The sequence below is a fragment of the Legionella resiliens genome, from assembly GCF_021344005.1.
Classification (GTDB): domain Bacteria; phylum Pseudomonadota; class Gammaproteobacteria; order Legionellales; family Legionellaceae; genus Legionella; species Legionella resiliens.
This window is the reverse complement of record NZ_JAJTND010000001.1, coordinates 572774-599339: the sequence shown is the minus strand read 5'-3', so window position 1 is coordinate 599339 and position 26566 is coordinate 572774. Positions and strand designations below refer to the sequence as shown.

Genomic DNA, 26566 nt, shown 5'->3' with positions numbered 1-26566 from the left:
GACTTACAAAAAGAATAAATAGGGAGTTGCTCCTGAACATTTGGATTTGTTGCCTCGATTAACTATATTTTAAGATACAGACTATATTTGCCCAGCATGCATAAGGTTGTCTCATGAAAGCCAAAAACAAATCTGATTTGCTTGATATCACAGAAAAGAACTTGTTTGTTTCTGAAAGTGGCTATGCTTATGATATCAATCAAATCGCTGAATTTATTTCTGGGGATTGGGCATTTGGGGATTACCAAAATCCATGCGAAGTAGTTGGCGTATTTCGTGATTATAAAAATAAAGAACCGCTTAGTCAGTCCCCTCATGAGAGCCTGGCATTAAATTTATTTAGTGAACAGGATATTCGTTCCCTTTTAACTCATAAAATAATTAGCGATGCATTTGAACACAGTCCTATTTATGATGGACTGCAAAATTATGCTGATGGTGTAAGTGAGACCACCCTAGATTTAATAGGTAAGGTTGTACTCGCCTCGCAAATTTTAGGAAATTCTTTAGTCAGTGCAGATCAAAATAAGCTAACGGCAGAACTGCATGAACCACTCGCTGAATTTAGAAGACATCTTGATAAATTAAACAAATCAGAAATAAAACCTCTTATTTTTCTTACATCAATAGGTGGTCCTATTAGCAGCTATTCAGAGGTACAAGGACGTAAATGTAATTTCGTAGAGGATGTTAACAATTTGTTAAATGGCGGATGTAGCGCTGGATTTCATCTGCATGTCGCTAATTTATATCTTGCATTAAAAAGTTATAAACTTTATCAAAATGCACTCAAAGCCGCCCCAGCACATGACGAAGCCGTAGACGATCCATCTTTGGAAAAGAAAGAGCCGTCGAGTTTACTTGAGGTCTCTATTTGGAAAACCAGGAAAAAAGATATGGAAAAAACGGAGGAACAAGATGTCCACCATATTGATAGTTCTTTTGAGCCCCCAAAATAATTTTAATGCTCAGACCGCTACTAAATTAACCGGGGTTAATCAGTAAAACTGCTTTTTTTAAGAGAATATGCTATGTTTTATAGAACCGCACTCAGAGTATTTTTAAAATGAAATCATTTATTGAGCAAGCACAGTTTTATGCTGAATATCATCAAAATATCAAGACTCGTTATACCCATATGGCAGGAGTTCCTCTCATAATTTTATCAGTAATGATCTTGTTAGGTTTTATAAAAATAATTATGCCAGGTGTTTTTGCAACAGATCTTGCCTGCTTAGCCACTTTAATTGCCTTAATTTATTACTTCCGCTTAAATTGGCAACTCGCTTTGGCACTTACTCCAATTATGCTCATCCTGTTACTGATCGCCAATTGGTTTAGCCAAGATGGGCCGACGACATTAGGCGTTTGGGCATTTGTCATCTTTTTTATCATAGGCTGGGGATTACAATTTTACGGTCATTATCTGGAAGGTAAAAAACCAGCGTTCATGGACAACTTGAGCCAAGCGCTCATCGCCCCTTTATTTCTTGTTGCAGAGCTATTTTTTATGGCCGGGTTCATGCACTCATTAAAAGAACAAATATATGGGGTAGATAAAAATACCCTTTAAAGTCTGTTTACAGACCCTAGTCCTGATCATCAGAATAGATCGTTTTGCTTTCCAGATGAATTTTACGAAAAAACTGATGAATCAGGGGCGAAAGTATTATCACCATAATTGCAATAAATGCCAAACCACTAAATAACGCATAACATCCGGCAAAGATCTTCCCGGAGATCGTGACCATATCGGATGCTGGTCCCATGCCTGAAAGGATCATGGAAGCATTCATAAATGAATCAACCCAAGACATTTTCTCTAAATAGTGATATCCCAACATACCTATAAAAAGCGCCAACGCTGTTATTAAAAGCCCAAAACACGCGTTACGCACCATATGCTGGTATACATTTGCAGGATGCATTATATTTTTTTTCTTTTTTCCTTGTCTTTTCATTCGTACATCCTGTTACAGTCCCGTTTCATGTATTGGCAAATTGCGGCATCATTATTTTAAAACAGCGATGAATTTTTTGATTTCGTTTAAAGTCCTGATCTATTGTTTGAGCGCTAATATCCTGCACTGAATATTTTTCTATAAGTTGGGGATCCAATTTAAATTGACGAAAATTAGTAGAAAAATATAAAACTCCGTTTGGGTTTAGCAAACGCATAGCAGAATTCACCAAAGAAACATGATCACGTTGAATATCCAAAGTATCCGTCATGCGCTTAGAGTTGGAAAAACTAGGTGGATCTAAAAAAATAACATCAAAACGATCGCGAGTAATTCGCATCCATTCACGACAATCAAACTGCACAAATTGGTGCTTCGATAAATCAAGATGATTTAATTTGAAATTTTCTTCAGCCCAACTCAAATAAGTATTGGAGAGATCGACATTAGTTGTCGATGCTCCGGCTAAAGCCGCATGAACACTGGCACTGGCTGTATAACAAAAACAATTGAGAAATCGTGTTCCTGGCTTTAATTTGGCAAAGCTAAGGCGCATTAATCGATGATCCAAAAATAAACCCGTATCCAGATAATCATATAAATTAACTTTAAATTTAGCTTGTCCCTCTGTAACCACCATGGTTTTTCGACTTTGCCCTAATTTTTGGTATTGCTCGCTGCCTTTTTGTTGTTTGCGTTGCTTTATTACCAATTGATCCGCTTCCAACCCTAACGCTCTGGGAACAACTTGCATTACTTCCAAGCTGCGTTTCTCTGCTTTATGGGCAGGAATACTTGCAGGAGCAGTATATTCTTGGAGTACAGCACAATCATTATATATATCTATTGCATATGCGTATTCAGGCAAATCTGCATCATATATTCGATAACACGAAATATGATTTTTTTTCGCCCACTTTTGTAAATGACGATAATTTTTTTCCAGTCGATTAAAGAGCATCTGCGCCCCTTCAGATAAGGTATTGCTCATGATTCCTTTAAGCTCGTTCGCTACATGAATATCCAAATAATACAGTTTGCATTCCAATGCACCGTTATATATGGTGTATTGTTTGCTGGCGCGAAGTCCTAAGGCTTTGGCTAACATAGGATTGGAGGTCAAAATTGCAGCCTGCCAACCTTGATAATGTGCATGCAAAATCTTACCCAATTGCTGATAGAGTGGAACCAAATGCGTCACCTCGCTTAAGCGTTCGCCATAAGGAGGGTTACATATAACTAATCCCTTTGTTGCCGGAGCCTTAATCTCATGTAGTGCTTGAGTTTTAAAATCAACCAGTGGCCCCACACCAGCGAGTTCAGCATTTTTGCGTGCAGTAGCAATTATTTTGTTATCTGCGTCAGTACCCAATAAGGTCAGGGGCAGCGTTTTAACTTGTTGCAAGGCATCTACCCGTAATTTTTCCCATAATGAAGATTGATGTTGTGCCCAATATTGTAAGGATTGATCCTGACGCAATAAGCCAGGAGCTATATGTGCTGCCATCATGGCGGCTTCAATAACTAAAGTACCTGCCCCACAAAAGGGATCATGCAAAGCATACCCTTTAGCAGCTAATTCTGGCCATTTTGCACGCATAAGTAGTGCAGCAGCTACATTTTCCTTTAAAGGTGCAGCACCCGCTTTATGACGATACCCTCTTTGGTGCAAACTGTATCCAGTGAGATCAAAACTCACAGTAATCACATCATTTTTTAGATAGGCATGAATAAGAATTTGTGGTTTTTCTTTATCTACTGAAGGGCGCGAATGATTTAAGCGACGAAAATGATCGACTATTCCATCTTTAACTACCTGTGCACCAAACATCGTATTACGGATGTGCTCTGAAAATCCATGAAATTCGATGGCAATCGTTTTATCGTGTGAAAATACAGTCTGCCAATGAAAATCGGTACACAGTTGATGCAGCGCCTGTTCATTACTCGCATAGCCACTAAAAAGAATTAATTGCACGCGATTGGCTATTCGTGACCAAAGACATAATTTGTAAAGGGTCAGTAAATCCGCTTCTCCATAAACTCCTTGCGGATTGACACGCGTAACTGATAAACCTAACGCTTTCGACTCTTCTTCCAATAAATATTCAAGTCCGCGCGGACAGCTTATAAATAGAGAATATTTCATTCTATGGATGACCTCAAATAGCGAAAAAGAGCTTTAGCAGCGCCTGTATTTTTTTCTTTCTGCTGATCATCAACCGCTTTTTTAATTAATTGCCTTAAATGCTGCACATCTTCAGGTTGATGCGCTTCAATAAATGCAGTTAATGCTTCTTTACCCTCGTTAAGCAAGCGATCACGCCAATGTTCAACCTCATGAAACGATGCCGTTACCGATTTATCTTCTTCAAGTAAACGCTCATAAGCTGCCAAAATTTCTTCATGATCAGCAGCACGCATTAACTTTCCAATTAATTGTGCTTGTCTTCTTTTAGCACCATGACTTTTAATGGACCTTGCATCGATAATTGCTTTGTACAGATTTTCAGGAAGTGGAAGTAACTCAAGTTTAGACAAACTCAAGTCAATCAATTTTACGCCCATTTTTTGTAAAAAATCGGCATCTCGTTTTTTTTGTGATTTACTGACTGGTTCATCCATAGTAGGTACTTTTTTAACCTTAAAATTAGCTAATCATACTATATACTTTACACGCTCACAAAATGAGCGTGTAACTATAGAACTATTATTCAGTTGCTACAAGGGACGCAGGTGTTGGAGTTTGTGCATAAAGTTTTTTTGGTCTGGAGCGTAAATACGAACGGCCCACCGCAAAAAAATTATAAGTCAGGATGAATAATAAAAGAAAATGCAACCAGGTAATGGTTAACTGCATAAAAATAGGAATCGTTATAAAAACACCGAAGCAACCTGCAAGACTTAGAATCATGGTTTTCTTTAAAGGGATTTTGTTATGTTTCAAGAATACAAAAGTAGTTAATGGTTGCTGCATGGCTCCTGCAGTAGTCATAATTGGGAACGCCACTACAGGCGAAACATTCATTAAAAACAGTACCCCTTGCACCATAACAAATAAACCTATACCCACTGAGGTTAAGGCACCGCAAACCACCATCGCTAAAAAGCCCACGATTAATTTCCATGAATGCAATTCAGTTAATTCACCTCCAACAGGTAACAGACGAAATTGATGTGAAATTAAAAGCAGAATAATTAAAGCAAAACAGCAAACCATAGCTAAACGAATTGTCTGTTTACTCATATGACTTACAACAAAACCACCAACCAGACCCCCAACACAAGTACCCATGACTAAGGTGAGAAGCGTAGTCAAATCAACATCTACCAACCCCATAAAAAATAAAGATTCTATTGTCCCTGGGATCACTTGTGCTCCATTATTTACAGCAGGCATTTCGTCATCCCGGAATGTGCCCGTCAATTTTGCCAAAGCCACGTTGACAGCGAAGCTTCCAACACCCAAAGTGTCTGCAATAAACGCAATCACTCCACTTATAATTAATTTCAAATATTGCATTAAAGATATAGGCTCGGCGGGTTGACGAATGAGCTTGAAAACCATCACGGCTACACAAAGCAGGCTTAATACCAAAATGCTTAGAGTAATGAAAAAGATGACCATTCGGCTACCAACCTAAATAAAATAGTGAACGCATATTAAAAAACAGGGTAATTATATACTAATTCTGTTGACCGGCAAACAACATGTAGAGCAAAAAAAATGCTTTATGAATTACACGCGGACATAAATGGAACATATGCGACCTTTCCAAACCCGCTGCAGAGCATAAGTTGGGAAAGCACGGACACAGAACCAAGTTTAGTGGAACCCGAGACGAACACAATCACATTTCCCGGGCCAGGAAAGGGTGCTGATTTAATTTATCTTACAACTGATAGTCTTCACACCTACTTGACCAAAAACAGACTGAACCATTTTCTGATCAACGCTCATATCTTTTGCAGCATACAGGACACCACAAGCACCTTGAATAAAATTAGTGGTAGGAGTCCAATACTTGCTGTTGGCGATAATCATCATCTGGTAAGCCTGCTTAATGCCTATATTTTTGGCCAATAAATAAAATGCTTTATTAAATACGCCACTGGCCGTGTGCACAATAAAACTTTGTCTTTCCTGAGGATTAGAAATATGTGATTTTGCGTAAGCAACCAGTTCGGGATAACTAATCGCGCAATATGCCCCATAACTTTGCGCTAGATTTTTATCCAAACAATCCGCCGAGCTACCATCTGAAGAAGGATAATCCATAAAGCGTAACGCTTTACCAAAAGAATCACGAACAATCGTTTCACCGATACCCCAAGTTACAGTATTTGGCTCTAAGTAAAGTTTATTATAGAGCTGAGGAAACTTTTCCAAGAGATACGCACGCGATGCCTGACCTGCCATATCGGATAAAGACTCATTGAGGGCGCCTGACTGATCATGGTATTCAAGGCCCGAATGCTGCTCAGTAAAACCATGGGTTACCTCATGACCCGCTACATCTAGAGATACCAAGGGATAAAAATCCTCCCCATCGCCAAAAGACATAAATTGTCCATCCCAAAAAGCATTATCATAATGTTGGCCAAAATGGACACGCATGACTAACTGCATTGGGCTTCCATTAGTATTTTGCAGTGCATTGACCCCATACCATTCTTTATACATATCCACTATGGTCTGGCCAAAATAATAAGCATCATTGGTTGGTGAAAATGCACCATTGATGTTTTCTTCTATATTCTTGCTACAAGGATATTGAAAAGGAGTAATCAAAAGATCATTCCAATCCCAGGCAGACCCCAGATTGACCAGCTTTACCTTAGCGATATCCATAATGCATTGGCTGCCATTTTGAGTAACTTCCAGGAAAGGCAATCCATCTCTTCCATACCAGTATTCATGAACTTTTTCATTTCCACCCGGACCGCCATCCATAAAATTTTTTATGTTATTCCATTGTTTGGTGATTTCGCCGCTTTGTGCATCTACAATAAAAAATGGCCATGCTGGTTTATTATCACTTTGAGTGGTTTTAAATGAAACCTGATAAACCAGTTTCAGTTCATTATTTTGCTCTGCCCTAATTTGTAACTCAATCAATTCCTCATAAGTAGGCATTTGAGGATTAAAACTGAACCAGGATTTTTTAGCCAAATCAACAGCCTCTTTTGAAGTCAGTGCGGGCTTCGTATCCAGTTGGATGCCGTTAAGTAAATGTCCATTGACTTGCGCATCCTCTTTAGTAATCATAATTTGTGCGCCAACAACAGGGATTCCCCGATACATTTGTTGGTATCTCAGGATCGTTTTTGAGTGCTCTTGAGTCTGATTCACTTGCTGCAGTGCATTCTTTTCTGCAATTGGAGCGGCTGCACGTGCGTTTATTGTTGATTGTTGTTTGAGTGGAAATTGGTTCAAACTGCTTAATGGAGCTTGATATAAATCCAGCTCTGTTACAGCAAATGCATTAGAAGAAACTAAAACAAGAGTAAAGTTTAGCAGTTTTTTTAACATAAAAATCACTCAAAAAATTTACACTGGCACCATGATGGCATGGAAATAAACAATCTACAAGTAAATTGTTCAATTAATATTTCTTTTTTATAAGGATTACCCCATGATAATGCCCCACTCTCTTGCAAAAAAGATGGGGTCTGTAATATGGTTGCATAACTACGCGCCCAGTTTAATTAAAAGGATGAATTTTATGCGTCGCCTGCAGCAACTACCATTGTATTTTTTTCTTTTTTTTATTGTTCCAATTCAATCTCTCTGGGCACTCGAATCATCCAAAACCGCTGAAAAAGCCCACTTAACCATAAGCACCGGTAAAAATGGCGTCATCTGCTCCAAGTCTTTGCAAAATTGCGTAATTCAAGTAAGCCAAAACTTACCTCAATGTCTCTCAACGCCAGGGGCTGTTACCATTACGAATAACTCCAGAGTTCCTGCAAATAATATCCAGGCCTCTTCGACAAACGGTTTTTTTTCTCTTTATGTCCTGCAAAATAATGGCTGCCCGGCCTCTTTATTGCCCGGAAGAAGTTGCACCATTTCCTTTTTTACCAATACCTCCATTGCTTTTTTCATTCCCAATGTCATGGTTAAAGGATCAAATACCAATGCAACATTCTTTGATATGCAGGCGGTAGCATGTCCTACTCAGCCACAAGCAATACTGAGCGTATCATCTAATATAGTAAATTTGATCGCAGGCGGTTCGCCGCAATCAATCGCTGTAACTAACATTGGTACTCTACCGGCTTCAAATGTGCAGGCTTCTATCGCATCATCACCTCCGCTTGGGGTTGGGGTAGTGAGTTTCTGTCCGGCCCTTTTAATGCCTAATAACAGTTGTCAAATCACCTATCAACCAGGAGTTACACCAGGAAATACTACGTCAACAGTCTTTGGAACAAATGCTGTGAACTCTATTCCAATAGCAGTCAACGTAAGTATGTCACCTACAACCATGCTGTCTGTTCCTACTAATGCAATTATTCCCGCTGGCGATCCAGGCGGCGTTAACATTTTCGTAGCGAATCTAACCAGCACTCCAGCGTTTAATGTGCGCGTTCTTTTACCTGCTTCCTGGATAGCAGCTGGTGTCACCAGTACCACATGTGCTGTAATTCCAGCAAACGGATCGTGCATGATAAATATTGTCTCACCTGGCTTCTTTACTGTTTTTGTGGCCCAGGGGGGAATAGTAGTCACAGGGGATAATGTTGTCTTACCACCCTCAATCGCCCTGGCTTTTTCTATGGACGGTTATTTAGTGTATTCTGTGGTATTTCCTTCCCCAGATATTCCACTAGTATTTGTAGTGAAAGATAGTGATGAAAGTTCGAGCTTCGTTTGGAGCGGATTTCCCCTGGCTATCTCAGGGATTACAGAAACATCGACAAGCCCTCCTGATAACTGCAATGGAGCTACCGACGGTGCCTGTAACAGTGCGCGAATATTTGAGACTTATGAAGGAATGATTCCTAATGCCGCCACTTTATGTCATCAAATTGGTATGGATAATAGTGGGGAAATACCTTTTGGGACCTGGTATTTGCCTGCAATTTGTGAATTAGGGATATTTAACTCAGGAGCTGGCGGTACGAGTGCGAATTGCCCTGCAAATACACCCAATATTGTAACTAACTTATACAGTTTGGGATTTCTTCCAGAATTGTCATTAAATGGCCGATATTGGAGTTCTACTGAGTCCAGCGTCGACTCTCTAAATAATGCATGGTTTCAGGAGTTTTTTGCTAATGGAGTGAGTACTCAGGGAACCATTAACAAAATTAATACTTATGGTGTTCGCTGTGTCAGGGTTTTTGCTACAAGCTAACTAAGGGACTTTATTTGAGTTAAGGATAATAAATATGATGCATATTAAAAAATGGATGATACTTTCTCTGGGCTTTTGCGCTACTTTTTCTGCAACTCATGCTGGAATTGTGGAGCGTTACTTGCAAAAAAAGCAAGAAGAAAAAATCCCTTTAATTGCTGAAAAAACAATTCAACTCGCGTATTTTAAACAATTGATCGACCATAATGATCCGGCTACGGGAACTTTTTCCCAACGTTACTATATTGATGAAAACTATGGCCCTAAAGAGGATTCACCGGTATTTTTCTATATTTGCGGCGAAGCCACCTGCACCAAGCGCGCACTAAATGGCGCAATCAGAAATTACGCACAAAAATTTCATGCCAAGCTCGTGGCCCTAGAACATCGATATTATGGTGAAAGTTTACCTTTCAATTCATTGTCAACTAAAGACTTACGTTTCTTAACTACAGAAGCTGCTTTAGATGATTTGGCTTATTTCCAACGTCATTTAAAAAATGAAAAAAACTGGACCGGAAAATGGGTTGCTTTTGGCGGTTCTTATCCAGGCTCTTTGTCGGCTTATTACCGTTTAAAATTTCCTTATTTGGTTGTCGGTGCCCTAGCTTCATCAGCACCTGTAATGGCTAAAGAAGATTTTGTTGAGTACGATGCACATGTCACCCAGGTTGCCGGCTTACAATGCGCCAGTCAAATGCGAGAGGTAGTCAGCGAAGTGGAAGCCAGCTTGAGCAATCCTGCGAAGCTGACTCAAATGAAATCATTGTTTGATGCATCTGCAGTTGCTGATCCAGTTGATTTTTTATACTTGATTGCTGATACCGGCGCTGCAGCAGTGCAATACGGAATGCGTGACACCTTTTGCACCAGTTTATCTGCAAGCCCAACACCACTCCAAGGGTATGCTGAATTTGCTAAAAAATTATATCAAGACATGCAGGTTAAAGCAGTAGATATGACAGCCCAGGGCGCTATGAGCGAAAATCCCGGCGATTATAAAGACGGTTTAGGAATGCGCCAGTGGTACTATCAATCATGCAAAGAATACGGTTATTGGCAAAATGCCCATCCCAATTCCGCGCTTTCTACTCGCTCTTCATTAATAAATCTGGATTACCACCATAATATCTGCCAGCGCTTGTTTGGTCTAATGCAACCCGCCAATATAGAAGAACTCAATAATACCTTATACTTTCCTTTAATGGACATCCTGGCATCCAATATTTATTTCACTAATGGAGAAAACGATCCCTGGTCTGCCCTTTCTTTGGCAGAAAAAAATGGGAACGCGATTAACCCCAGATTAACGTATCAATTGATTCAAGGGGCAGCTCATTGTGACGATTTACATAGTCCTTCGTCACTTGATTCCGACGCTTTGAGAGCGGCACGAAAAACAATGGAATCATTACTGACCGAGTGGCTTAAGTAAACTCGCTCAAGCCTCTCCGTCCTTCTCCCACAATAGGGAGAGGGAGAAAAAGGTTTTTCAATTTTTGGGTTGATTTAAAGGACGCTCATTTTCGCCTTCGTTTTTGGCACCACTCAAACGCTCTTTCATCATTATTGTTGCCTGTCCGGGTAATCGCTCTAAAGCACCCTTTTTGTTCAAAACATCAATAAATTGGGAAGGAGATAATGCCTCCAATTTTTCACTAACAGGTAATTGCAGCAAAGGAGAAGGGATATCCTCAACACCCTTATTTCGCAATTCGTGTATCAGTTGCTCATTTAATTCTTTAATAGCAGCCATAGTACAAATCCCTACAAATGGAGAACAAATAAGCGTTACTGGACTTTTATCTTCCGCACGAAAATCTTCTTGGGCTGATGTATCCCGATGAATGAGCCCATGATAAATAGGACCTATGAGTTGTGCATCATGGATTTCGCGTTGAATTATCCCAAATTTATTTTCCAATTGCGGTAACCAGTCATCACCTAAATGTTTTTTTAGAAATTCTTTTAGTTCATCACCTCCAATTAACTTATCCAGCTTTATCCTATATTCCTCGCTATAGAGAAATTCAGACAAGACGAACTCATCTTTTTCATAATTTGGATGGAGTAACATGGGAGCACCTTTTGCTTTAATCTCAAAAACCATAGCCTGGGAAGAAATATCAACACCTTTGGAGAAACCATCTTTTAACGCTTTTTGGGCATCAGAATACAGTTCCGCTAAAGGGGAAGATTCAATTATTAAACCCGATTGCTCAAGTACAGCCAAATCACGTGCAAGAGAAGCTAAATCAGATAGAGCACCTAATTTAGAGAGTGTTAATTTCTGATCATCAGATCGAATTTCATGCCAATGCCTTGATTTAAAAGTTATATTTCTTAGCATACTCATCACAGCAAAACTAATTCCGGTATCGCTCTGCTCCAGCTTCCCTAACTCGAGAAGTTGTTTGTTTAATTCCAGATTACTTATCGACTTTTCTAAAAAAGCGATTACTTCCTTTTTTTCTTCAGCGGTTAACTCAATACCTGGATCGTGTTTATCCGTTTGGATAGCCCGTTCCAACAAAAATACTGCGTCCAGATCTGCGCGGCTAAGCCCTGTTCCCTGAATTATCTCTTCTTTAGTCATAAATCACCTGCTCATGCGTATGAGTAATACCGAAGCATAATTTCTTCGACTAAATTGTTGACAAAGTTAATAAGCAAGCTAGGAAATAACTCATCATTAATGTTTTCTTGTACTTGAAAAAGCAAATACCGTTGCGCAATAAAACCTACCATCTCACTAATACGCTCTGGTTTTGCCAAATAAAAGAAACAATCAGGCAAAGCAATCAGAATTTTATGAATCAATTTCTGCGCATCAGTATCTGAAATACCCAAAACCAGAGGTATTGCTGAACTTGAGCCGTACTTACTGTGTAAATTTTCCTCACAGTATTGATCTACAATCCTATAGATCTCTTTGGCAGACTGCTCTTTCCGTGGGTGCACAAGTTTTACTCCCATTCACTCACTTATTTGACTCCTAATAATCCAATTTTAGACAAATTTAGAGTCTGTTTCCATTTCTACTCTCTTGGCAAAGCTGTGCTCCAATGCCCAAATACTGCGTTTATGCTGCTCTTTCGTGCCCGAAAATCTGGCCATTTGACTCAACCAGCGAAATGGAAACAGACTTAGTAAAATCCTTAAATAGGTTGTATTTGAAAATTAGAGTCTACCGCTACGAAAATCATCCAGCGCCTGTATTATTTCCTCTTGAGTATTCATTACAAATGGCCCATGACGGGTAATCGGTTCATGAAGTCTGGCAGCTGCAATCATAATGCATTGGCTTGCTGCCTCACCTTTCAAAAATAAAACATCCCCGCTTCCAAGCTTTGCCAAAGTATCGTGTTGCACTAATTGCTCGCCTATACGAACGGTTCCGGAAATCACAAGCAGAATCGCTTGGTAATCATTAGGGATATGTTGTTGCATGCTTGCGCCAGGGGGCAAAATAATATCGAATAACAAAGGTTGTGTAGCAATGCCTGAAATTGGCGAATGTGTTCCTTTATCTGTCTTACCCGCAATAACCTTTATTTGAGCACCGGTGTCATTGGTCTCCACGGGCAATTGATCGCTTTGCATTTCTTGATAACGTGGCGCACGCATTTTCTCTAGCGCAGGCAAATTCAACCACAACTGCAACCCATGTAATCTGCCATTAGGAGAAGGCATTTCTGAGTGAATAATTCCCTTGCCAGCAGTCATCCATTGCACATCTCCTGCACCAATAACTCCTTTATGCCCTTTATTGTCTTCATGAGTAATACTGCCATCAAGCAAATAAGTAATTGTCTCGAAACCACGGTGTGGATGCGGAGGAAAACCAGCCATATAATCTAAAGGATCAGCACTATTGAAATAATCGAGTAAAAGAAGAGGTTCGAAATCATTGCTTCTCTCAATACCAATGTAGCGATGTAATTTTACACCGCCACCTTCACGGACCAGGATACCTTTGATTAGTCGCTCTACTTTAATTTCGCTCATGAATACACTCCATGTTAGCTATATTAATTTCCATCATTCATTGCTATATAGCATAGTCCAAAATCCGTCATCGGATACAGATGTTAAATTTAAGCCTAAATAAAAACCAGTCATTATTGAGTATTAATACACAATCCCTTCCAAAACATCCAATAAAATATCATCAACATCGAGCCTTCTTTATTGTGGGCCTAAGATGACGAAGCTCCCTACCTCTAATTTATATTCGAGAACATATAAAACAAACTGCTCATTCTTTTGAACAACCCCCCGTCTGTGCTATGCTTAAAAAATAATCACTGTAATTAAAAATAATTACACCTGCCCAAAAATCTTCTGGAGGTCCAAATTATGTGGAGTAAAGTCAAACCTAGTTCATTAAGTCCATTAAGCACTACAGTTTTAAACAATACAAACCCTGGTGGTTTAGGAACAATGTTCAGCGGCACATCACGTCGTACCATGGAACTTGAGAAGACTGTGCATATACCCGTTAAAAAAGCAACGGTAAGCTTTACTTCGATGCTGAGCAGTTTGCCCAGTGAGAAAGATATGGTGCATCGTGGAATGGCAGGCTTGAAAGAAGTAGAAAGTATTGCGACGCATGGAAAGTTTGGGGCGGGAAAATATACTAAAAGACCTTATCATTTAGATATCGCGCAATTTATACATGATCCTAAGTGTTGTATGTTTCTTTCAACGTCACCGGATCCACACACAGTGAAAGAGTACATGATAGGGTTTCAGCTCATCACGGCGAAAGGAGCCATTACCTCAATGTGTTTACCTTCAGTATATATTCGTCCGCAAACTGCACGACATGTCGACGAAGACATGTTTAGACATTATCAAAAAGTTCTCGAATTCCAGGTAGAACATGGTAATCGTACCCAATCTGAGGATATTCTTCGACTTGCCGAAGGAAATAATGAAACAACGGCAATCTTGGGGGAGACCCAAAAAGATGATTGGCGTCCGAAATTTCATCTGGATCTCCATAGTATGGTGCTGGTGCGCGGTGCTGGGAAAATTATGAGTGGATTTACTAAGGCGGATACAATAGATACGGTAACAATTGTTAATCCGCATTTTCGTAAAAGAATAATGGCAATAGAAATTTTCTCAACAGCCTTAGGTTCAGGGGCGATGTATGACAAATATTTTGCCAAAATGAATGATCGCGCAAAAGGCTTAGGACTTATAGACTCAGACAATAGAATGTTAACCTTGCGTGATGCTTCTGATCTGATGAACTCCCCTGAATATCAGGAGCTTTTAGAAAAATACCAAGCACTTGGCGAAACCATGGTATTGCAAAGTGTCCCCAAAAATATTCGTACTACTGAGGAGCTTGTGAAGTTTGTAGCTTTTTTAATTGAATCAAATCCTGCAAAAGCAATTATAGAAACCCCCTCACCTTTCAATGAACCAAAGATATAAACTTTAGCGACTCAATCCTTTTCTTGGCCTTCAACAAATGGAAGGCTGAGGAACTGTTTTGGTTACCCTGGTATTTAAAAATAATTAATCGGGATTATTCCATTTTAATTGCAAATTTTTGTAATGGATAAGGATTTAATAACTGATCCACTCGATTGTTTTTCCTGATAAATACAGTGCGAGTCACAATGCATCTGTTTGTCTTCGATGATACAGCTATGAGAGATCCCATATTCATTTTTTGAACAATAAATTTTTTTAATCTATGCTTATAAAATAGGCAAAAGAGACAAAAATAATAGTTTTTGTTTAAAAATAATCGGGAGATCCCATATTATGAGACACTTAAGGCGAGTTTCAAGCATGAGTCCATGCCGTCGGGCGGTTTTACAACATCTTTACCCTGATAAAGGCTGGTTCAGCCGAGATCTTCCTAGAATAACACATTCTGAACATCTTAAGCCTCCTCCTGCTGCAAAGGTAAAAGTAAGTTATAAAGATATGCTTCATTCCTTGCCAAAAGATCCAGACATGGTTCATCGCGGAATGGCAGGTTTAAAAGAGGCAGAAAATATTGCACAAGATGGAAGACTTGGTGCAGGGAAATACCAAAAAAGACCTAAGGGTTTAAATGTTGCTGAGTTTATATTCGACCCAACTAAAAGTTGCTTTTTGCTTTCAACCTCACCTGATCCACACACAGTTAAAGAATACACCATAGGATTTCAGCTGATTCAAGCGAAGGGAACTATCGCATCGATGTGTTTACCCCCCGTATATATTCGTCCGCAAACAGCACGACATATTGATATTGAACAATTTGAACATTTCCAAACAGTTCTCGCGGCAGAGGTAGAAATGGGCAACCGTACACGGCTTGAGAATATTTTTGATCTTGCTGATGGAAATAATGAAACAACAGCAATCTTGGGAGCAACAGAAGATGATGACTGGCGCCCATTATTTGACTTAGATGTTCATAGTATGATGATTGTGCAGGCCGCTGGGCGTATTTGGAGTGGCTTTGCAAAAGCAGATGACGTAGAAACGACTACCTTTGTTAATCCAAACTTTCGTAAAAGAATCATGTCGCTAGAAGTTTTCTCAACCATTACTGGACAAGGGGCCCTGTATGAGAAATACCTTGCCAAAATGAATGAGCGAGCAAGAGGATTTGGGCTTATTGACAAAGACAGTAGAATTTTAACCCTGCACGATGCGTCTTATCTAATGAGCTCTGCCAAATATATGGCTACGCTGGATTTATTTAAGGCAACTGACGAAACGATTGCATTGAAAGGTGTTCCGAAAGGTGTAACTGGTGAGGAGCTTGTTGAGTATGCAATATCGGTAATTAGGGACTGTCCTAAAAAAGAGCAAGTTACAGAAGTTATCGATGAGCATACTCAGACTTTATCTTCATCATGAAACAAAATTTATTCTCTTAGTTTCCAGTAAGTTGGAGTTAAGAAAACGTTACATTGAGACTACAGGCTATGGATTAGGTGATCTCCTTTGCAAGTAGAACTCAAGCTAAGGAGTATCAATCTGCCCCAGATCAAATTAAATCTCCTGCTGCCCGTTCTTTGATCGCGAGCGTACTGCCCGGTTCTCGACGCTTAAAGTGTTTGCGGCACGTTGATGAATACATATTATTACCGCCAATGACGACTTGCTCCCTTCAGTGATCACTTCACCCTGGGCGTTTAATCGTAAGATCATCGTCGCTTTACGGCCGCAGTGGCAGATGGTTTTAAGCTCAACTAATTCATCCGCCCAAGCCAAAAGATATTGACTTCCCTCAAATAACTCACCACGGAAATCAGTACGTAATCCATATGCGAGCACAGGAATACCCAATTGATCCGTAATTTCCGTTAATTGATGAACTTGTGCCCGTGTTAAAAATTGAGCTTCATCAACCAAAACACAAGCGAATTTTTTCTCTTGTATCAGAACCTGCTTGTACAGATCGTCTTCAGGATTAAAAATCAACGCGGATTCGGATAAACCAATACGCGAATGAATAGCCCCATGCTGATAACGATTATCGATTGCCGGTGTAAACAACAAAGTATCCATGCCGCGTTCACGATAATTATAACTTGATTGCAAGAGGACCGTACTTTTCCCGGCATTCATTGCTGCAAAATAGAAATAAAGTTTTGCCATTGGAGCGTTTCTTTTTTTGAAATACAGCCATCATACCTAATTCATTTGCCAATGGTCTACAATGCTGACCTAATTCATTAAATCCAAGCGATTTTAGGAGCGTTTTTTGATATAGTACTTACAATAGAATAGACTTCTTCAGAAACCCGCTTCAGTGAAAAAGCGCGAGAAGATACGGAGCGAACCGGAGTGTACACGCAGCACATAAAGATTTGAGCACCTTGGCAAAGCAATTCTTACTCTCGGCCAAGGGGTTCTGGAAGTCTAATGAAGTAGTTTCCAAATATTGGATGAGATAATTATGACGAAAATAAAAACCTTATTGGTCCTGTTGATTTTAATGGCTACCGCACCCCTAAGCCAGGCGGATGTTCTGCTTAAGGACACTCAAGGCAAGACCATTTCTTTTGCCTCTTTGAAAGGGAAATGGGTGCTTATTAATTACTGGGCGGGCTGGTGCAAAACCTGTATTGAGGAAATTCCTGAACTGAACCGATTTTATCAAAAACACGAAAAAGATCCTGTTGTATTATTTGCAGTAAATTATGATGGGCTACCGATACATAAGCAAAAAAGACTCATTCAAAAATTCAATATTCAGTATCCCTCGCTTGTTACAGATCCAGCGCTTGCATTGGGATTAGGCGATATCATTGGCGTTCCGGTTACCTTCGTTATTAATCCCAAAGGAGAGCTGGTTAATACCCTTTATGGCGGCCAGGATCTTAAAACCTTGGATATGGAGATAGAAAAGTCCTAAATTATAGAAACCGAGAGTTCAAAGTGGAGGGTAACCGAAATTTGCCCTCCCATATCAGGAATGCTCCCTCGCAAACAAACGTTGTTTTTGTGCTTGAGTAATCCGAATCTTCAGCATCCAGTCACCATTTTCATTATATGACTCACTTAAAACAGAACCCAGTTCATAGAGTTGTGCGCGTAATTTCGCTTGGGTTGCTTTAAGTACTACATTTTCAATAAGTACTGCTCCATGCAATTGGGTACTGATTGCTTCTTTAAGCAAATCCAACCCTAAATTTGCTGCGGCAGAAATCCAGACTTTGCAGTTCTCTTCCTGATAATCAATTTTGGCCTTCCATCCCTCTTTTAAATCAATTTTATTGAATACCAGTATCATAGGGATATCATGCACTCCCAACTCATCTAAAACATGTTGCACTGAAAAAACATTGTCTCGCCAATTCGCGTCAGAAATATCAATTACATGCAATAATAAATCAGCCTGCTGTGTCTCTTCCAGAGTAGCGCGGAATGCCTCTACCAATTGATGCGGTAAATCGCGAATAAAACCTACTGTATCAGTTAAAATCACCGAAGCGGATCCAGGTAAGTTGAGCTGGCGCATGGTGGGATCCAAAGTAGCAAACAACTGATCTGCCACATAAATATTTTCCCCTGTTAATGCATTGAACAAAGTGGATTTACCTGCATTGGTATAGCCCACTAAAGACACAGTAAGCAAAGAAGCTTTTCGTCTGGCCTGCCGGTTTTGATCACGACTACTACGTACTTTTTCCAAACGTTTATTAATGTATTTGATGCGTTCTCGCAATAAACGACGGTCTGTTTCTAATTGCGTTTCACCAGGGCCTCGTAATCCTATACCCCCTTTTTGTCGTTCCAAATGAGTCCAACCACGTATCAGGCGCGTTGATAAATGTTGTAATTGAGCTAACTCGACTTGCAATTTACCTTCGAAGGTTCGTGCACGCTGAGCAAAAATATCGAGAATCAAGCCACTTCTATCTACTACACGGCATTCAAATAAACGCTCCAAATTTCGTTCCTGAGATGGGGACAATTCATGGTTGACCAGAACCAACTCTGCATCAAGCGCTTTTACCAACTGTGCAATCTCTTCCGCCTTACCTTTACCAATATAATATTTGGCATCGGGAGTTGCGCGTGTGCCTAAAACACAATCCAATATTTCCGCTTTTGCTGAAAGAGCTAATTCTTCAAATTCCTGCAATGCTTTATCTGCATCAACTCCCGGTAGTGCTAGTTGCACTAATACCGCTCGCTCACCACCTTGAGGACGTTCAAACACGAACCTATTCTCCGAAAAAACTGAATCCTGGGCTGAGTAAAAGCAAAAGCATTCCCCTGAGAGACATAGAAATTTTCAGATGAGCGCTTTCATATGAAACCTCTCTCATTGCCTGGAATTCAGGTTGAGCCTTAGGCTCAACCTACAATGGGATACTCAAATTTTTCTAGTCTGCCACAGTTCCTTCGCTTCCACCAGTTTCATCTTCAACTGGCATTTTTATTGCGCGTGAAGGAACAACTGTAGAAATTGCATGCTTATAAACCATTTGAGTAATCGAATTCTTCAGCATGACCACATATTGATCAAAAGAATCCACAATTCCATGTAATTTGATTCCATTTACCAAAAAAATGGATACAGGCACCTTTTCTTTGCGTAGTTCATTTAAAAAGGGGTCTTGTAATAAATGAGTTTTAGACATTGCCCACTCCTTGTTGTTATTGTATTTTTTAAAGGCAAAACATGCATCTGATCACTTATTCGACATTTTTTCATAAAACTTTAGATTAATTTCATGACAGATCGGTTTTAATCCGTTACTATAGTTTGCAAATTTAACTCTAATGTCAGTAAAAAGGAATTTCGGTAGTGTTAACGCCGGAAGAGAGCAAAGGAGATAACATTTATTTTTTGTTGGAGTAACTCCTTTGTATAGGGGCTGTTTACATTTCGCTAGTTTGAGCCAAAATGGCCTGTTTTTCGAGGACCCGACGTGCAGCATACATCCCGTATGTGAGCATCGGAACACAGAAAATCAGAAATGGAACCAGACCCTAATTGTTCATTACACTTTCTCATCTTTATTTAAGGAGGATTAAATGGCATTTACTCGTATTGAAATAATTGCGCTAGAAAATCCCTATGAGCAACTCAGCGATGGTGATGCATTGGCAAGGAATGCTGAGATGTTCAATACATTAAGCGAAAAAGAACAAGTCGCACTTGCTACTAAGATAATTGCTGCCTGTCCTGAAGCAAAATTCAAACAATATGCTCATCATATTAGAGCGTTAGGAAATCTAACTAAAAACGAGGATACCTTCCACTCTGTACTTTCTGAAGCATACCAAGTCAGGCAGCGTATCCATTCATTGCTTGATTCTCGAAATAAAGCACCACATGCTTTATTTTTAGGAAAGGAATTTAATCCTGCTCCTTTCCATCGTTTTAGCACTCTAGCCAAGCTCGTATTGGAAAGTAATGAACCAGCGATTGCAGAACGCTTAGCCTTGTGCGCACCAGAACAGGATCGCAGTCAATTAGCTCATAACATAAGCACTACATTCCCCAAGCATATTCTTGCAGAAAAAATTCAAATCGCATTTATGCTGCGTCGGAATATAGAAAAATTGTTATTAGGAGACAATCCAGAGAAATTTTTTACAAGTCGTGATTACAGCAAAGATACCTGCAAGATGTTCATTAATATGTTTCGTGCCTTATTAAAAGGTCATGAAGAAACAATCGGCGAAAAATTATGTGTCATCGAATCTGAAAGCGCACGAGCATCCGTCAAGCGGCACTTAGAGTTGTTGCATACTGAAGTATTTGATGAAACAAATCCGTTCAAGCTTATTGCTGATTCACTGAGTGCAAAAGAAAGCTCTGAACAAAAGAAAACAGGGTTTCAAGCCACAAATCCGCATGGTTATTTTAATAGCAGATCACCAACACCACCGTTGAGTATATCACTAACCAATGATGCTGATGAAAAAGAGCTTGCCCTATGTAATAAAGAGGAAGAATATGATGAAAGCACACTCAGTGGTTCATTCCCCAGCACTCAGCTTTAAATACATCTGCCCTTACAAAGTAAGGGCGCTTTTTTTTGACCCTTAATTTCAAGAGAGGTAAATTAATGACGCAAGAAAAACTGACTGTCGCATTGGTACAAGAAAAATGGCACGAAAACCCCAAAGAACATCAAGATAAGCTAGCCTCTGGAATTCATGCTGCAGCACAACAGGGAGCATCTGTAGTTTGTTTGCAAGAGCTGACGCTAAGCCCTTATTTTTGTACTCGATCAGATGTAAATTCGACTCCATTTATGGAGGATATTCATACTGGCCCTACTGCCCAATTTGTCAGTAAAATGGCAAAGGCTCATAATATATGCATTACTGCCTCATTGTTTGAAAAAGCAGGCTATAATACTGCTGTGGCGTACAGTAATAAGGGAGAGCTTCTTGGAGTAACCCGAAAACAACACATTCCCAGTGGTGAAAAATACCATGAAAATTTCTATTTTAAACCCGGAGACTCCAATTACCCAGTCCATCAAATCGCAACACACAAATGGGGATTACCTACCTGTTATGATCAGTGGTTTCCTGAGTTGTCTCGAGTTTACGGTTTAAAAGGAGCAGAAATTTTAGTTTATCCTACAGCAATAGGCGGGGAGCCTACTGCTCCTGAGGTGGATACGCAACCGATGTGGCAAAAAGTTATGGTTGCGCAAGGAATCATGAGTAACACATTTATCATTGCAGCCAATAGAATAGGTTGTGAAGATGGATTGGAATTTTATGGTAGCAGCTTCATTAGTACGCCCATGGGTGAAATTTTGGCACAAGCACCTCGCGACAAGCCTGCAGTATTAGTAGCAGAATTAGACTTTAGCCAACGGGCATTATGGGGAAGATTATTTCCTTTTGCACAACAGCGAGAGCCTTCAACCTACCATGAACTTGTAAAACCACGTTAATCCCTTTGGAACTATCGACATTATGAACATCAGTGCACCATCTGAAGAAAATTTATATAACATCAACAACTGGGGTGAAGGCTACTTCAGCATTAATCGCGAAGGGAATATCGAAATCAGCAAGGCACCAGGAAAACCCGGTGTTGAACTGCAAGCGATTGTTAACGCGGCAAGCAGGACGGGACTTCATTTACCCCTTCTAATCCGTTGTTCTGATATCTTACATGACCGCGTGCATCGCATTTACGAGGCATTCACCCAGGCCATAGAAGAAAATGAATATACAGGCCACTACAAACTGGTTTACCCCATTAAAGTAAACCAAGAGCAAAGCGTAGTGAGAGAGTTGCTGAAGACCCCCAATCACTCTATAGGGCTGGAAGCAGGCTCGAAACCTGAGCTCATGGCTGTAATTGGCATGCTAAGCAATCATCAAAACAGTACGATTGTTTGTAATGGCTATAAGGACAGTTATTATATACGCACCGCATTAATCGCCCAGCAAATGGGACATAAGGTCTTTATTGTTGTTGAGAAGATCTCTGAACTGGATATTATTCTAAAAGAATCTGCTCGCTTGAAAATAAAGCCTTCTCTTGGCGTTCGTATCCGTTTAATCACTAAAAGTGCGGGAAAATGGGAACATACTGGCGGCGTCAAATCAAAGTTTGGCCTTACAGCAAAACAGGTGCTTGAATTAATCAATCAATTAAAAGCGCATGATATGCTTGATTGCTTGCAACTCATGCATTGTCACTTGGGTTCACAAATTGCCAATATTCATGATATTCGTCATTGCATGCAAGAAGTATCTCGTTACTATGTCGAGTTACGCAAATTAAATGCCCCCATAGATACGATTGATGTAGGGGGTGGGCTCAGCGTGGATTATGAAGGAACTCATTCAAATCATGGCTGCTCCATGAACTACAGTTTGCATGAATATGCCACCCATATTCTCCTTGCAATTCAATATCTTTGTCAGGAAGCCAATGTTCCTGAACCCAACATTATTTCGGAATCTGGAAGAGCGTTAACAGCCCATCACGCTGTTTTAATTTCAGATATTAGTGATATAGAAATAATTAATAAATCGCCCTCCCTTCCAGAAATTACCGATGAAGATTCCCATGTGATTCGTGATATTTATGATACGTATCATTCAATCACAGCAAGCTCGCCCACTGAAATCTATAACTATGCGGAACATTCGTTAAATGAAGCTCATTCTTTATTTAAGCATGGCGTTATTAGTTTACAAGAAAAAGCTAAGGTAGAAGCATTCTATACCAATATATGCATGGAGCTTAAAAAGCGGCTCAATGTGGATAATCCTAATGAAGAAACTTTGTTAGCAAAAATCAACGAAGATATGGCAGTTAAAGTGTTTTGTAATATCTCGTTCTTCCAGTCGATTCCTGATGCTTGGGCTATAGGGCAAATTTTTCCAATTGCACCTATTTCACAGCTTACAAAAACGCCAGCCATGCACAGTGTATTGCAAGATTTAACCTGTGATTCAGATGGCACGATTAAAGAATATCTGGGCAGTTCTTGCGTTAACTCCACGTTAATGCTTCCCCCATATGATAGTAATAATCCTTATTCTTTGGGCTTTTTCTTGGTAGGTGCTTATCAGGAAATATTGGGTAATCTACATAATTTATTTGGGGATACCAATTCACTGGATGTTAAACTCTTTGACGATGGACAGTTTGAACTGAATGATTTGGTGAGTGGAGATACAGTAACCAACGTTCTGAATCTTGCTCATTTTGATACTAAAAAATTAGTTCAATCCTATGAGAAACAATTAATTCATGCAGAATTACCTAAGGAGACAACGCTTTTATATTTAAATGAATTAAGAAGCATTTTCCCGCAATTAACCTATTTAGACGAAAATATTCGGAGAAGATAAGATGACACCAAAAGAAAGTGGATTTTTTATGCCTGCGGAATGGCATCCACATGAACGCTGCTGGATGGCATGGCCTTGTCACCTTGAAACTTGGTCTAAAATAGGTCTGCAAAAAGCCCGAGCAGCTTATGCACGAGTTGCTCAAGCTATCGCTCAATATGAGCCGGTAACTATGTTAGTAAACCCAGGAGATGAAGAATCTGCTCAAAGCTTATGTAGCGATCGAGTTACCTTATTTCCTCTTCCCATCAATGACTCATGGACAAGAGATACAGGCCCTACCTTTTTGTTAAATCAGAAACATCAATTAGCCGGTGTCGATTGGATTCACAATGCTTGGGGGGGTAACTATCAAGATTGTGCACTGGATAACCAAATTGCAGCAGCAATCATAAAGCAAACTCAGGCTTTATCTTTTTCAGCACCTTTAGTCATGGAAGGAGGTTCATTCCATGTAGATGGCGAAGGAACCATTTTAACTACTCGTGAATGCTTACTGAATAAGAATCGAAATCCTCAGCTCAATCAACAAGAGATTGAACACTACCTGTATCAATTTCTTGGTTGTCAAAAAATTATCTGGTTAAATAAAGGATTACTCGGTGATGAAACCGATGGTCATATCGATGAAATTGCCTGTTTTATTGCACCAGGAAAAGTCTTATCTCTTATTACGCATGACAAAAATGACCCAAACTATTCTACGCTACATGAGAACCTGGAAATTCTTAAATCAACAACTGATGCAAAAGGGCAAAAGTTAGAAGTTTATACCGTAGAACAGCCCCCACCGACGTATCTTAATGGCGAGCGATTAACCTTGTCCTATATCAACTTTTATTTGGCAAACAAAGGAATTGTCATGCCCGCTTTCGGTTATGAAACACAAGATAAAGCTGCTTACGAATTATTCACGCAATTATATCCTGATTATCAAATTACCCAAATTGATGCGCTGGATGTATTTGCTGGCGGCGGCGGGATTCATTGTATTACGCAACAACAACCGAAGACAACGCGCCCTGTTCTTTGAGATATTTCTTACATTTTGTTGCTCTATCTGCGCAGTGACAACTGACCTTAAAATACTATACTGTAAGTCAAAGGGATGACACGGATTTGTCTGACAGGAAGTCAACTAAGGGACCAGTACATGGAATGTACTTCGCTGCAAGGATGCAGCACACTTACTGCTTAATATATCTTATTTCTCCATAAGAAAAAGGCTTCTCTTCCCTCCTACGTGGGGGAAGAGAGATTATAGCAACTCTGGGTTACAACTGAATTATTCCATTTGCTCAAGGCAGTTTATTGACCCAAACCAACCCATACTAAAGAAAAATAGTATTGAGCTGCAGTTGAGATGCTCGGCGATTTTCTTGGGATGCTAAACCCTAGTATTTTTCTGTTTAATCATATAGTTACAGATCAACGAACCTCATTTCATGGAAAACTTTGCGATATATCCCAATAACCTCTTGCAATAAAGATGGGGTCTGTAATATGGTTGCAGAACTATGCGCCCAGTTTAATTAGAAGGATGAAATTTTATGCGCCGCGTACAGCAACTACCATTATACTTGTTTCTTTTTTTTATTGCTCCAATTCAATCTCTCTGGGCACTCGAATCAACCACAACCGTTGAAAAAGCCCATTTAACCGTGAGCACCGGTAAAAATGGCGTCATCTGCTCCAAGTCTTTGCAAAATTGCTTGATTCAAGTAAGCCAACTTCAATGCCTCCCAACCCCCGGCACTGTTATCATTACGAATAACTCCAGAGTTCCTGCAAACAATATTCAAGCCTCTTCGACAAATGGTTTTTTTTCTCTCTATGTCCTGCAAAACAATAGCTGTCCAGCCTCTTTGTTGCCCGGTAGAAGTTGCGCTATTTCCTTTTTTACCAACACCTCAATTGTTTTTTTCATTCCCAGTGTCATGGTTAAAGGAAGCAATACCAACGCCACCTTCTTTGACATGCAGGCCATACAATGTGCTCCGTCACAAACTACTCTCAGTGCTCCAACTAATGCAGTTATTCCTACCAATGATTCAGTTGGCGTTGATATTACTGTGAATAATCTTACCAGTATCCCCGCTTTGAATGTCAGGGTCAATTTGCCCGCTTTCTGGACCAATGTCACGAGTAGCACATGTCCTGTTATTCCAGGAAACGGCTCATGCATCATTCACATCGCTTCCACCGCCCCAACTCCTTTCGCTCCTCAGGGAGGTATCTCCGTTACTGGGGATAATGTGATCTCGCCTCCTACAATGGCCTTAGCTTTTTCTATAAATGGTTTCTTAATCTATTCGGTAGCGAGCCCCTTTGCTCATGTCATCGCAAATACTGATTTTAATTTCCCAGGCCCTTGGAGCACAGTTAATATGAACATACCTGGAATTACTGAAACCTCTACAAGTCCTCCTGATCTGTGTAACGGCGCTACTGATGGATTCTGTAATACCCAGGCAATTACAAGTTTTGATCCCATGGCTTTTGCCGCCGGCAGCTGTTTTTTTGAAATGGTTCCATCTGGTGCGTGGTATCTCCCTTCTATATGTGAACTGGGGGCTACCGGTAGCGCAGGTTGTTCTGCTACTGCCTCAACGATTTTTAACTTATTTAGTTTAGGATTTACTGCAGGATTATCTGGGCAGTATTGGAGTTCTACTGAGTCAAGTGCTAATCCTGCAAATAATGCATGGTTTCTCAATTTCTCTAATATGGGTCTTCAAGGAATCAGTAGCAAGGCGAACACATTGAATATTCGTTGTGCCCGTGCAATTTTAGTAAGTTAAGAAAAATATAGGCCTGTTAGAGAATAGAGAATCGATGAAACAGCAGGCCTAATTTAGAAAATATAATTATTCATTAATTACGCTATTTAAAATGCAGTAGATTTGGAAGTTATTCAGATAA

22 protein-coding genes and 1 pseudogene are annotated in these 26566 nt (G+C 39.9%); 12 read left to right on the top strand and 11 right to left on the bottom strand.

All coding sequences use genetic code 11. The features are described from left to right. The first annotated feature begins 113 nt into the window (after positions 1–113). Together LXO92_RS02540 and LXO92_RS02535 are read left to right on the top strand one after the other, a co-directional pair. Positions 114–959: a hypothetical protein gene (locus LXO92_RS02540; protein WP_182351189.1), complete on the top strand. Its 846-nt coding sequence runs from the start codon at positions 114–116 to the stop codon at positions 957–959. Positions 960–1066: 107 nt separating this feature from the next. Continuing rightward, on the top strand, positions 1067–1573 hold the full coding sequence (locus tag LXO92_RS02535) for an Mpo1 family 2-hydroxy fatty acid dioxygenase (RefSeq protein ID WP_182351188.1): 507 nt from the start codon (positions 1067–1069) through the stop codon (positions 1571–1573). Between the two features lie 16 nt (positions 1574–1589). On the opposite strand, the gene LXO92_RS02530 is transcribed toward LXO92_RS02535, so the two are convergent. The 5 genes from LXO92_RS02530 to LXO92_RS02510 all read right to left on the bottom strand — a co-directional run bounded on the left by LXO92_RS02530 (position 1590) and on the right by LXO92_RS02510 (position 7494). Further along, positions 1590–1961 carry a hypothetical protein gene (locus tag LXO92_RS02530; protein ID WP_182351187.1) on the bottom strand — a complete coding sequence of 124 codons (372 nt, stop codon included), beginning with the start codon at positions 1959–1961 and terminating at the stop codon, positions 1590–1592. Positions 1962–1986: 25 nt separating this feature from the next. Continuing rightward, the gene (rlmKL, locus tag LXO92_RS02525) at positions 1987–4110 is read right to left on the bottom strand and encodes a bifunctional 23S rRNA (guanine(2069)-N(7))-methyltransferase RlmK/23S rRNA (guanine(2445)-N(2))-methyltransferase RlmL (RefSeq protein ID WP_232890344.1); all 2124 of its coding nucleotides are present in this window, start codon (positions 4108–4110) and stop codon (positions 1987–1989) included. Continuing rightward, on the bottom strand, positions 4107–4586 hold the full coding sequence (gene yjgA / locus LXO92_RS02520; RefSeq protein ID WP_182351185.1) for a ribosome biogenesis factor YjgA: 480 nt from the start codon (positions 4584–4586) through the stop codon (positions 4107–4109). Before yjgA ends, rlmKL begins: the two co-directional genes overlap by 4 nt. Before the next feature lie 85 nt (positions 4587–4671). After that, entirely contained in the window at positions 4672–5589 is a 918-nt protein-coding gene (locus LXO92_RS02515; RefSeq protein WP_182351184.1) for a sulfite exporter TauE/SafE family protein, read from the bottom strand. A gap of 255 nt (positions 5590–5844) precedes the next feature. Next, a complete protein-coding gene (locus LXO92_RS02510) occupies positions 5845–7494 on the bottom strand; it encodes a M4 family metallopeptidase (protein WP_182351183.1) in 1650 nt (549 codons plus the stop codon). A gap of 193 nt (positions 7495–7687) precedes the next feature. Here LXO92_RS02510 and LXO92_RS02505 point away from each other — a divergent pair, with 193 nt between their 5' ends. Next, on the top strand, positions 7688–9325 hold the full coding sequence (locus LXO92_RS02505) for an Lcl C-terminal domain-containing protein (RefSeq protein WP_232890343.1): 1638 nt from the start codon (positions 7688–7690) through the stop codon (positions 9323–9325). A gap of 34 nt (positions 9326–9359) precedes the next feature. Beyond that, complete coding sequence (locus LXO92_RS02500) at positions 9360–10760, top strand: S28 family serine protease (protein ID WP_232890342.1); 1401 nt, start codon at positions 9360–9362, stop codon at positions 10758–10760. 57 nt (positions 10761–10817) lie between these two features. Here the strand turns inward: LXO92_RS02500 and LXO92_RS02495 are convergent, their stop codons facing one another. From LXO92_RS02495 to LXO92_RS02485, 3 genes are all read right to left on the bottom strand, one after another. Then, the gene (locus tag LXO92_RS02495) at positions 10818–11921 is read right to left on the bottom strand and encodes a hypothetical protein (RefSeq protein WP_182351180.1); all 1104 of its coding nucleotides are present in this window, start codon (positions 11919–11921) and stop codon (positions 10818–10820) included. An 11-nt stretch (positions 11922–11932) separates the two neighbouring features. After that, on the bottom strand, positions 11933–12286 hold the full coding sequence (locus tag LXO92_RS02490; RefSeq protein WP_182351179.1) for a hypothetical protein: 354 nt from the start codon (positions 12284–12286) through the stop codon (positions 11933–11935). A gap of 219 nt (positions 12287–12505) precedes the next feature. After that, the gene (locus tag LXO92_RS02485; RefSeq protein WP_182351178.1) at positions 12506–13333 is read right to left on the bottom strand and encodes a pirin family protein; all 828 of its coding nucleotides are present in this window, start codon (positions 13331–13333) and stop codon (positions 12506–12508) included. Between the two features lie 351 nt (positions 13334–13684). Here LXO92_RS02485 and LXO92_RS02480 point away from each other — a divergent pair, with 351 nt between their 5' ends. Further along, a complete protein-coding gene (locus LXO92_RS02480; RefSeq protein WP_232890341.1) occupies positions 13685–14773 on the top strand; it encodes a hypothetical protein in 1089 nt (362 codons plus the stop codon). Positions 14774–15109: 336 nt separating this feature from the next. Beyond that, a complete protein-coding gene (locus LXO92_RS02475; protein WP_182351176.1) occupies positions 15110–16201 on the top strand; it encodes a hypothetical protein in 1092 nt (363 codons plus the stop codon). Between the two features lie 130 nt (positions 16202–16331). On the opposite strand, the pseudogene LXO92_RS02470 reads toward LXO92_RS02475, so the two are convergent. Further along, positions 16332–16945: pseudogene (locus LXO92_RS02470) on the bottom strand (thymidine kinase). Between the two features lie 298 nt (positions 16946–17243). On the opposite strand from LXO92_RS02470, the gene LXO92_RS02465 reads away from it, so the two are divergent. After that, a complete protein-coding gene (locus LXO92_RS02465; RefSeq protein WP_182352705.1) occupies positions 17244–17705 on the top strand; it encodes a TlpA disulfide reductase family protein in 462 nt (153 codons plus the stop codon). A 54-nt stretch (positions 17706–17759) separates the two neighbouring features. Here the strand turns inward: LXO92_RS02465 and hflX are convergent, their stop codons facing one another. Further along, entirely contained in the window at positions 17760–19016 is a 1257-nt protein-coding gene (gene hflX / locus LXO92_RS02460) for a ribosome rescue GTPase HflX (RefSeq protein ID WP_182351174.1), read from the bottom strand. Between the two features lie 166 nt (positions 19017–19182). Continuing rightward, entirely contained in the window at positions 19183–19440 is a 258-nt protein-coding gene (gene hfq / locus LXO92_RS02455; protein WP_058459568.1) for an RNA chaperone Hfq, read from the bottom strand. 397 nt (positions 19441–19837) lie between these two features. On the opposite strand from hfq, the gene LXO92_RS02450 reads away from it, so the two are divergent. From LXO92_RS02450 to LXO92_RS02430, 5 genes are all read left to right on the top strand, one after another. After that, positions 19838–20812: a lpg0008 family Dot/Icm T4SS effector gene (locus LXO92_RS02450; protein WP_182351173.1), complete on the top strand. Its 975-nt coding sequence runs from the start codon at positions 19838–19840 to the stop codon at positions 20810–20812. Positions 20813–20877: 65 nt separating this feature from the next. Then, complete coding sequence (locus LXO92_RS02445) at positions 20878–21723, top strand: carbon-nitrogen hydrolase (protein WP_182351172.1); 846 nt, start codon at positions 20878–20880, stop codon at positions 21721–21723. A gap of 22 nt (positions 21724–21745) precedes the next feature. After that, positions 21746–23644, top strand: coding sequence for a biosynthetic arginine decarboxylase (gene speA, locus LXO92_RS02440; RefSeq protein ID WP_182351171.1), 1899 nt, complete (start codon positions 21746–21748; stop codon positions 23642–23644). 1 nt (position 23645) lies between these two features. Continuing rightward, positions 23646–24677, top strand: coding sequence for an agmatine deiminase family protein (locus LXO92_RS02435; protein ID WP_182351170.1), 1032 nt, complete (start codon positions 23646–23648; stop codon positions 24675–24677). Positions 24678–25194: 517 nt separating this feature from the next. Next, entirely contained in the window at positions 25195–26445 is a 1251-nt protein-coding gene (locus tag LXO92_RS02430; protein WP_182351169.1) for an Lcl C-terminal domain-containing protein, read from the top strand. Positions 26446–26566 lie beyond the last annotated feature (121 nt).

What these genes read in the sequence shown, in the direction of transcription:
- LXO92_RS02540 (WP_182351189.1), top strand. Translation starts at nt 114, where the DNA reads ATGAAAGCCAAAAACAAATCTGATTTGCTTGATATCACAGAAAAGAAC.
- LXO92_RS02535 (WP_182351188.1), top strand. Translation starts at nt 1,067, where the DNA reads ATGAAATCATTTATTGAGCAAGCACAGTTTTATGCTGAATATCATCAA.
- LXO92_RS02530 (WP_182351187.1), bottom strand. Translation starts at nt 1,961, where the DNA reads ATGAAAAGACAAGGAAAAAAGAAAAAAAATATAATGCATCCTGCAAAT.
- rlmKL (WP_232890344.1), bottom strand. Translation starts at nt 4,110, where the DNA reads ATGAAATATTCTCTATTTATAAGCTGTCCGCGCGGACTTGAATATTTA.
- yjgA (WP_182351185.1), bottom strand. Translation starts at nt 4,586, where the DNA reads ATGGATGAACCAGTCAGTAAATCACAAAAAAAACGAGATGCCGATTTT.
- LXO92_RS02515 (WP_182351184.1), bottom strand. Translation starts at nt 5,589, where the DNA reads ATGGTCATCTTTTTCATTACTCTAAGCATTTTGGTATTAAGCCTGCTT.
- LXO92_RS02510 (WP_182351183.1), bottom strand. Translation starts at nt 7,494, where the DNA reads ATGTTAAAAAAACTGCTAAACTTTACTCTTGTTTTAGTTTCTTCTAAT.
- LXO92_RS02505 (WP_232890343.1), top strand. Translation starts at nt 7,688, where the DNA reads ATGCGTCGCCTGCAGCAACTACCATTGTATTTTTTTCTTTTTTTTATT.
- LXO92_RS02500 (WP_232890342.1), top strand. Translation starts at nt 9,360, where the DNA reads ATGATGCATATTAAAAAATGGATGATACTTTCTCTGGGCTTTTGCGCT.
- LXO92_RS02495 (WP_182351180.1), bottom strand. Translation starts at nt 11,921, where the DNA reads ATGACTAAAGAAGAGATAATTCAGGGAACAGGGCTTAGCCGCGCAGAT.
- LXO92_RS02485 (WP_182351178.1), bottom strand. Translation starts at nt 13,333, where the DNA reads ATGAGCGAAATTAAAGTAGAGCGACTAATCAAAGGTATCCTGGTCCGT.
- LXO92_RS02480 (WP_232890341.1), top strand. Translation starts at nt 13,685, where the DNA reads ATGTGGAGTAAAGTCAAACCTAGTTCATTAAGTCCATTAAGCACTACA.
- LXO92_RS02475 (WP_182351176.1), top strand. Translation starts at nt 15,110, where the DNA reads ATGAGACACTTAAGGCGAGTTTCAAGCATGAGTCCATGCCGTCGGGCG.
- hfq (WP_058459568.1), bottom strand. Translation starts at nt 19,440, where the DNA reads ATGTCTAAAACTCATTTATTACAAGACCCCTTTTTAAATGAACTACGC.
- LXO92_RS02450 (WP_182351173.1), top strand. Translation starts at nt 19,838, where the DNA reads ATGGCATTTACTCGTATTGAAATAATTGCGCTAGAAAATCCCTATGAG.
- LXO92_RS02445 (WP_182351172.1), top strand. Translation starts at nt 20,878, where the DNA reads ATGACGCAAGAAAAACTGACTGTCGCATTGGTACAAGAAAAATGGCAC.
- speA (WP_182351171.1), top strand. Translation starts at nt 21,746, where the DNA reads ATGAACATCAGTGCACCATCTGAAGAAAATTTATATAACATCAACAAC.
- LXO92_RS02435 (WP_182351170.1), top strand. Translation starts at nt 23,646, where the DNA reads ATGACACCAAAAGAAAGTGGATTTTTTATGCCTGCGGAATGGCATCCA.
- LXO92_RS02430 (WP_182351169.1), top strand. Translation starts at nt 25,195, where the DNA reads ATGCGCCGCGTACAGCAACTACCATTATACTTGTTTCTTTTTTTTATT.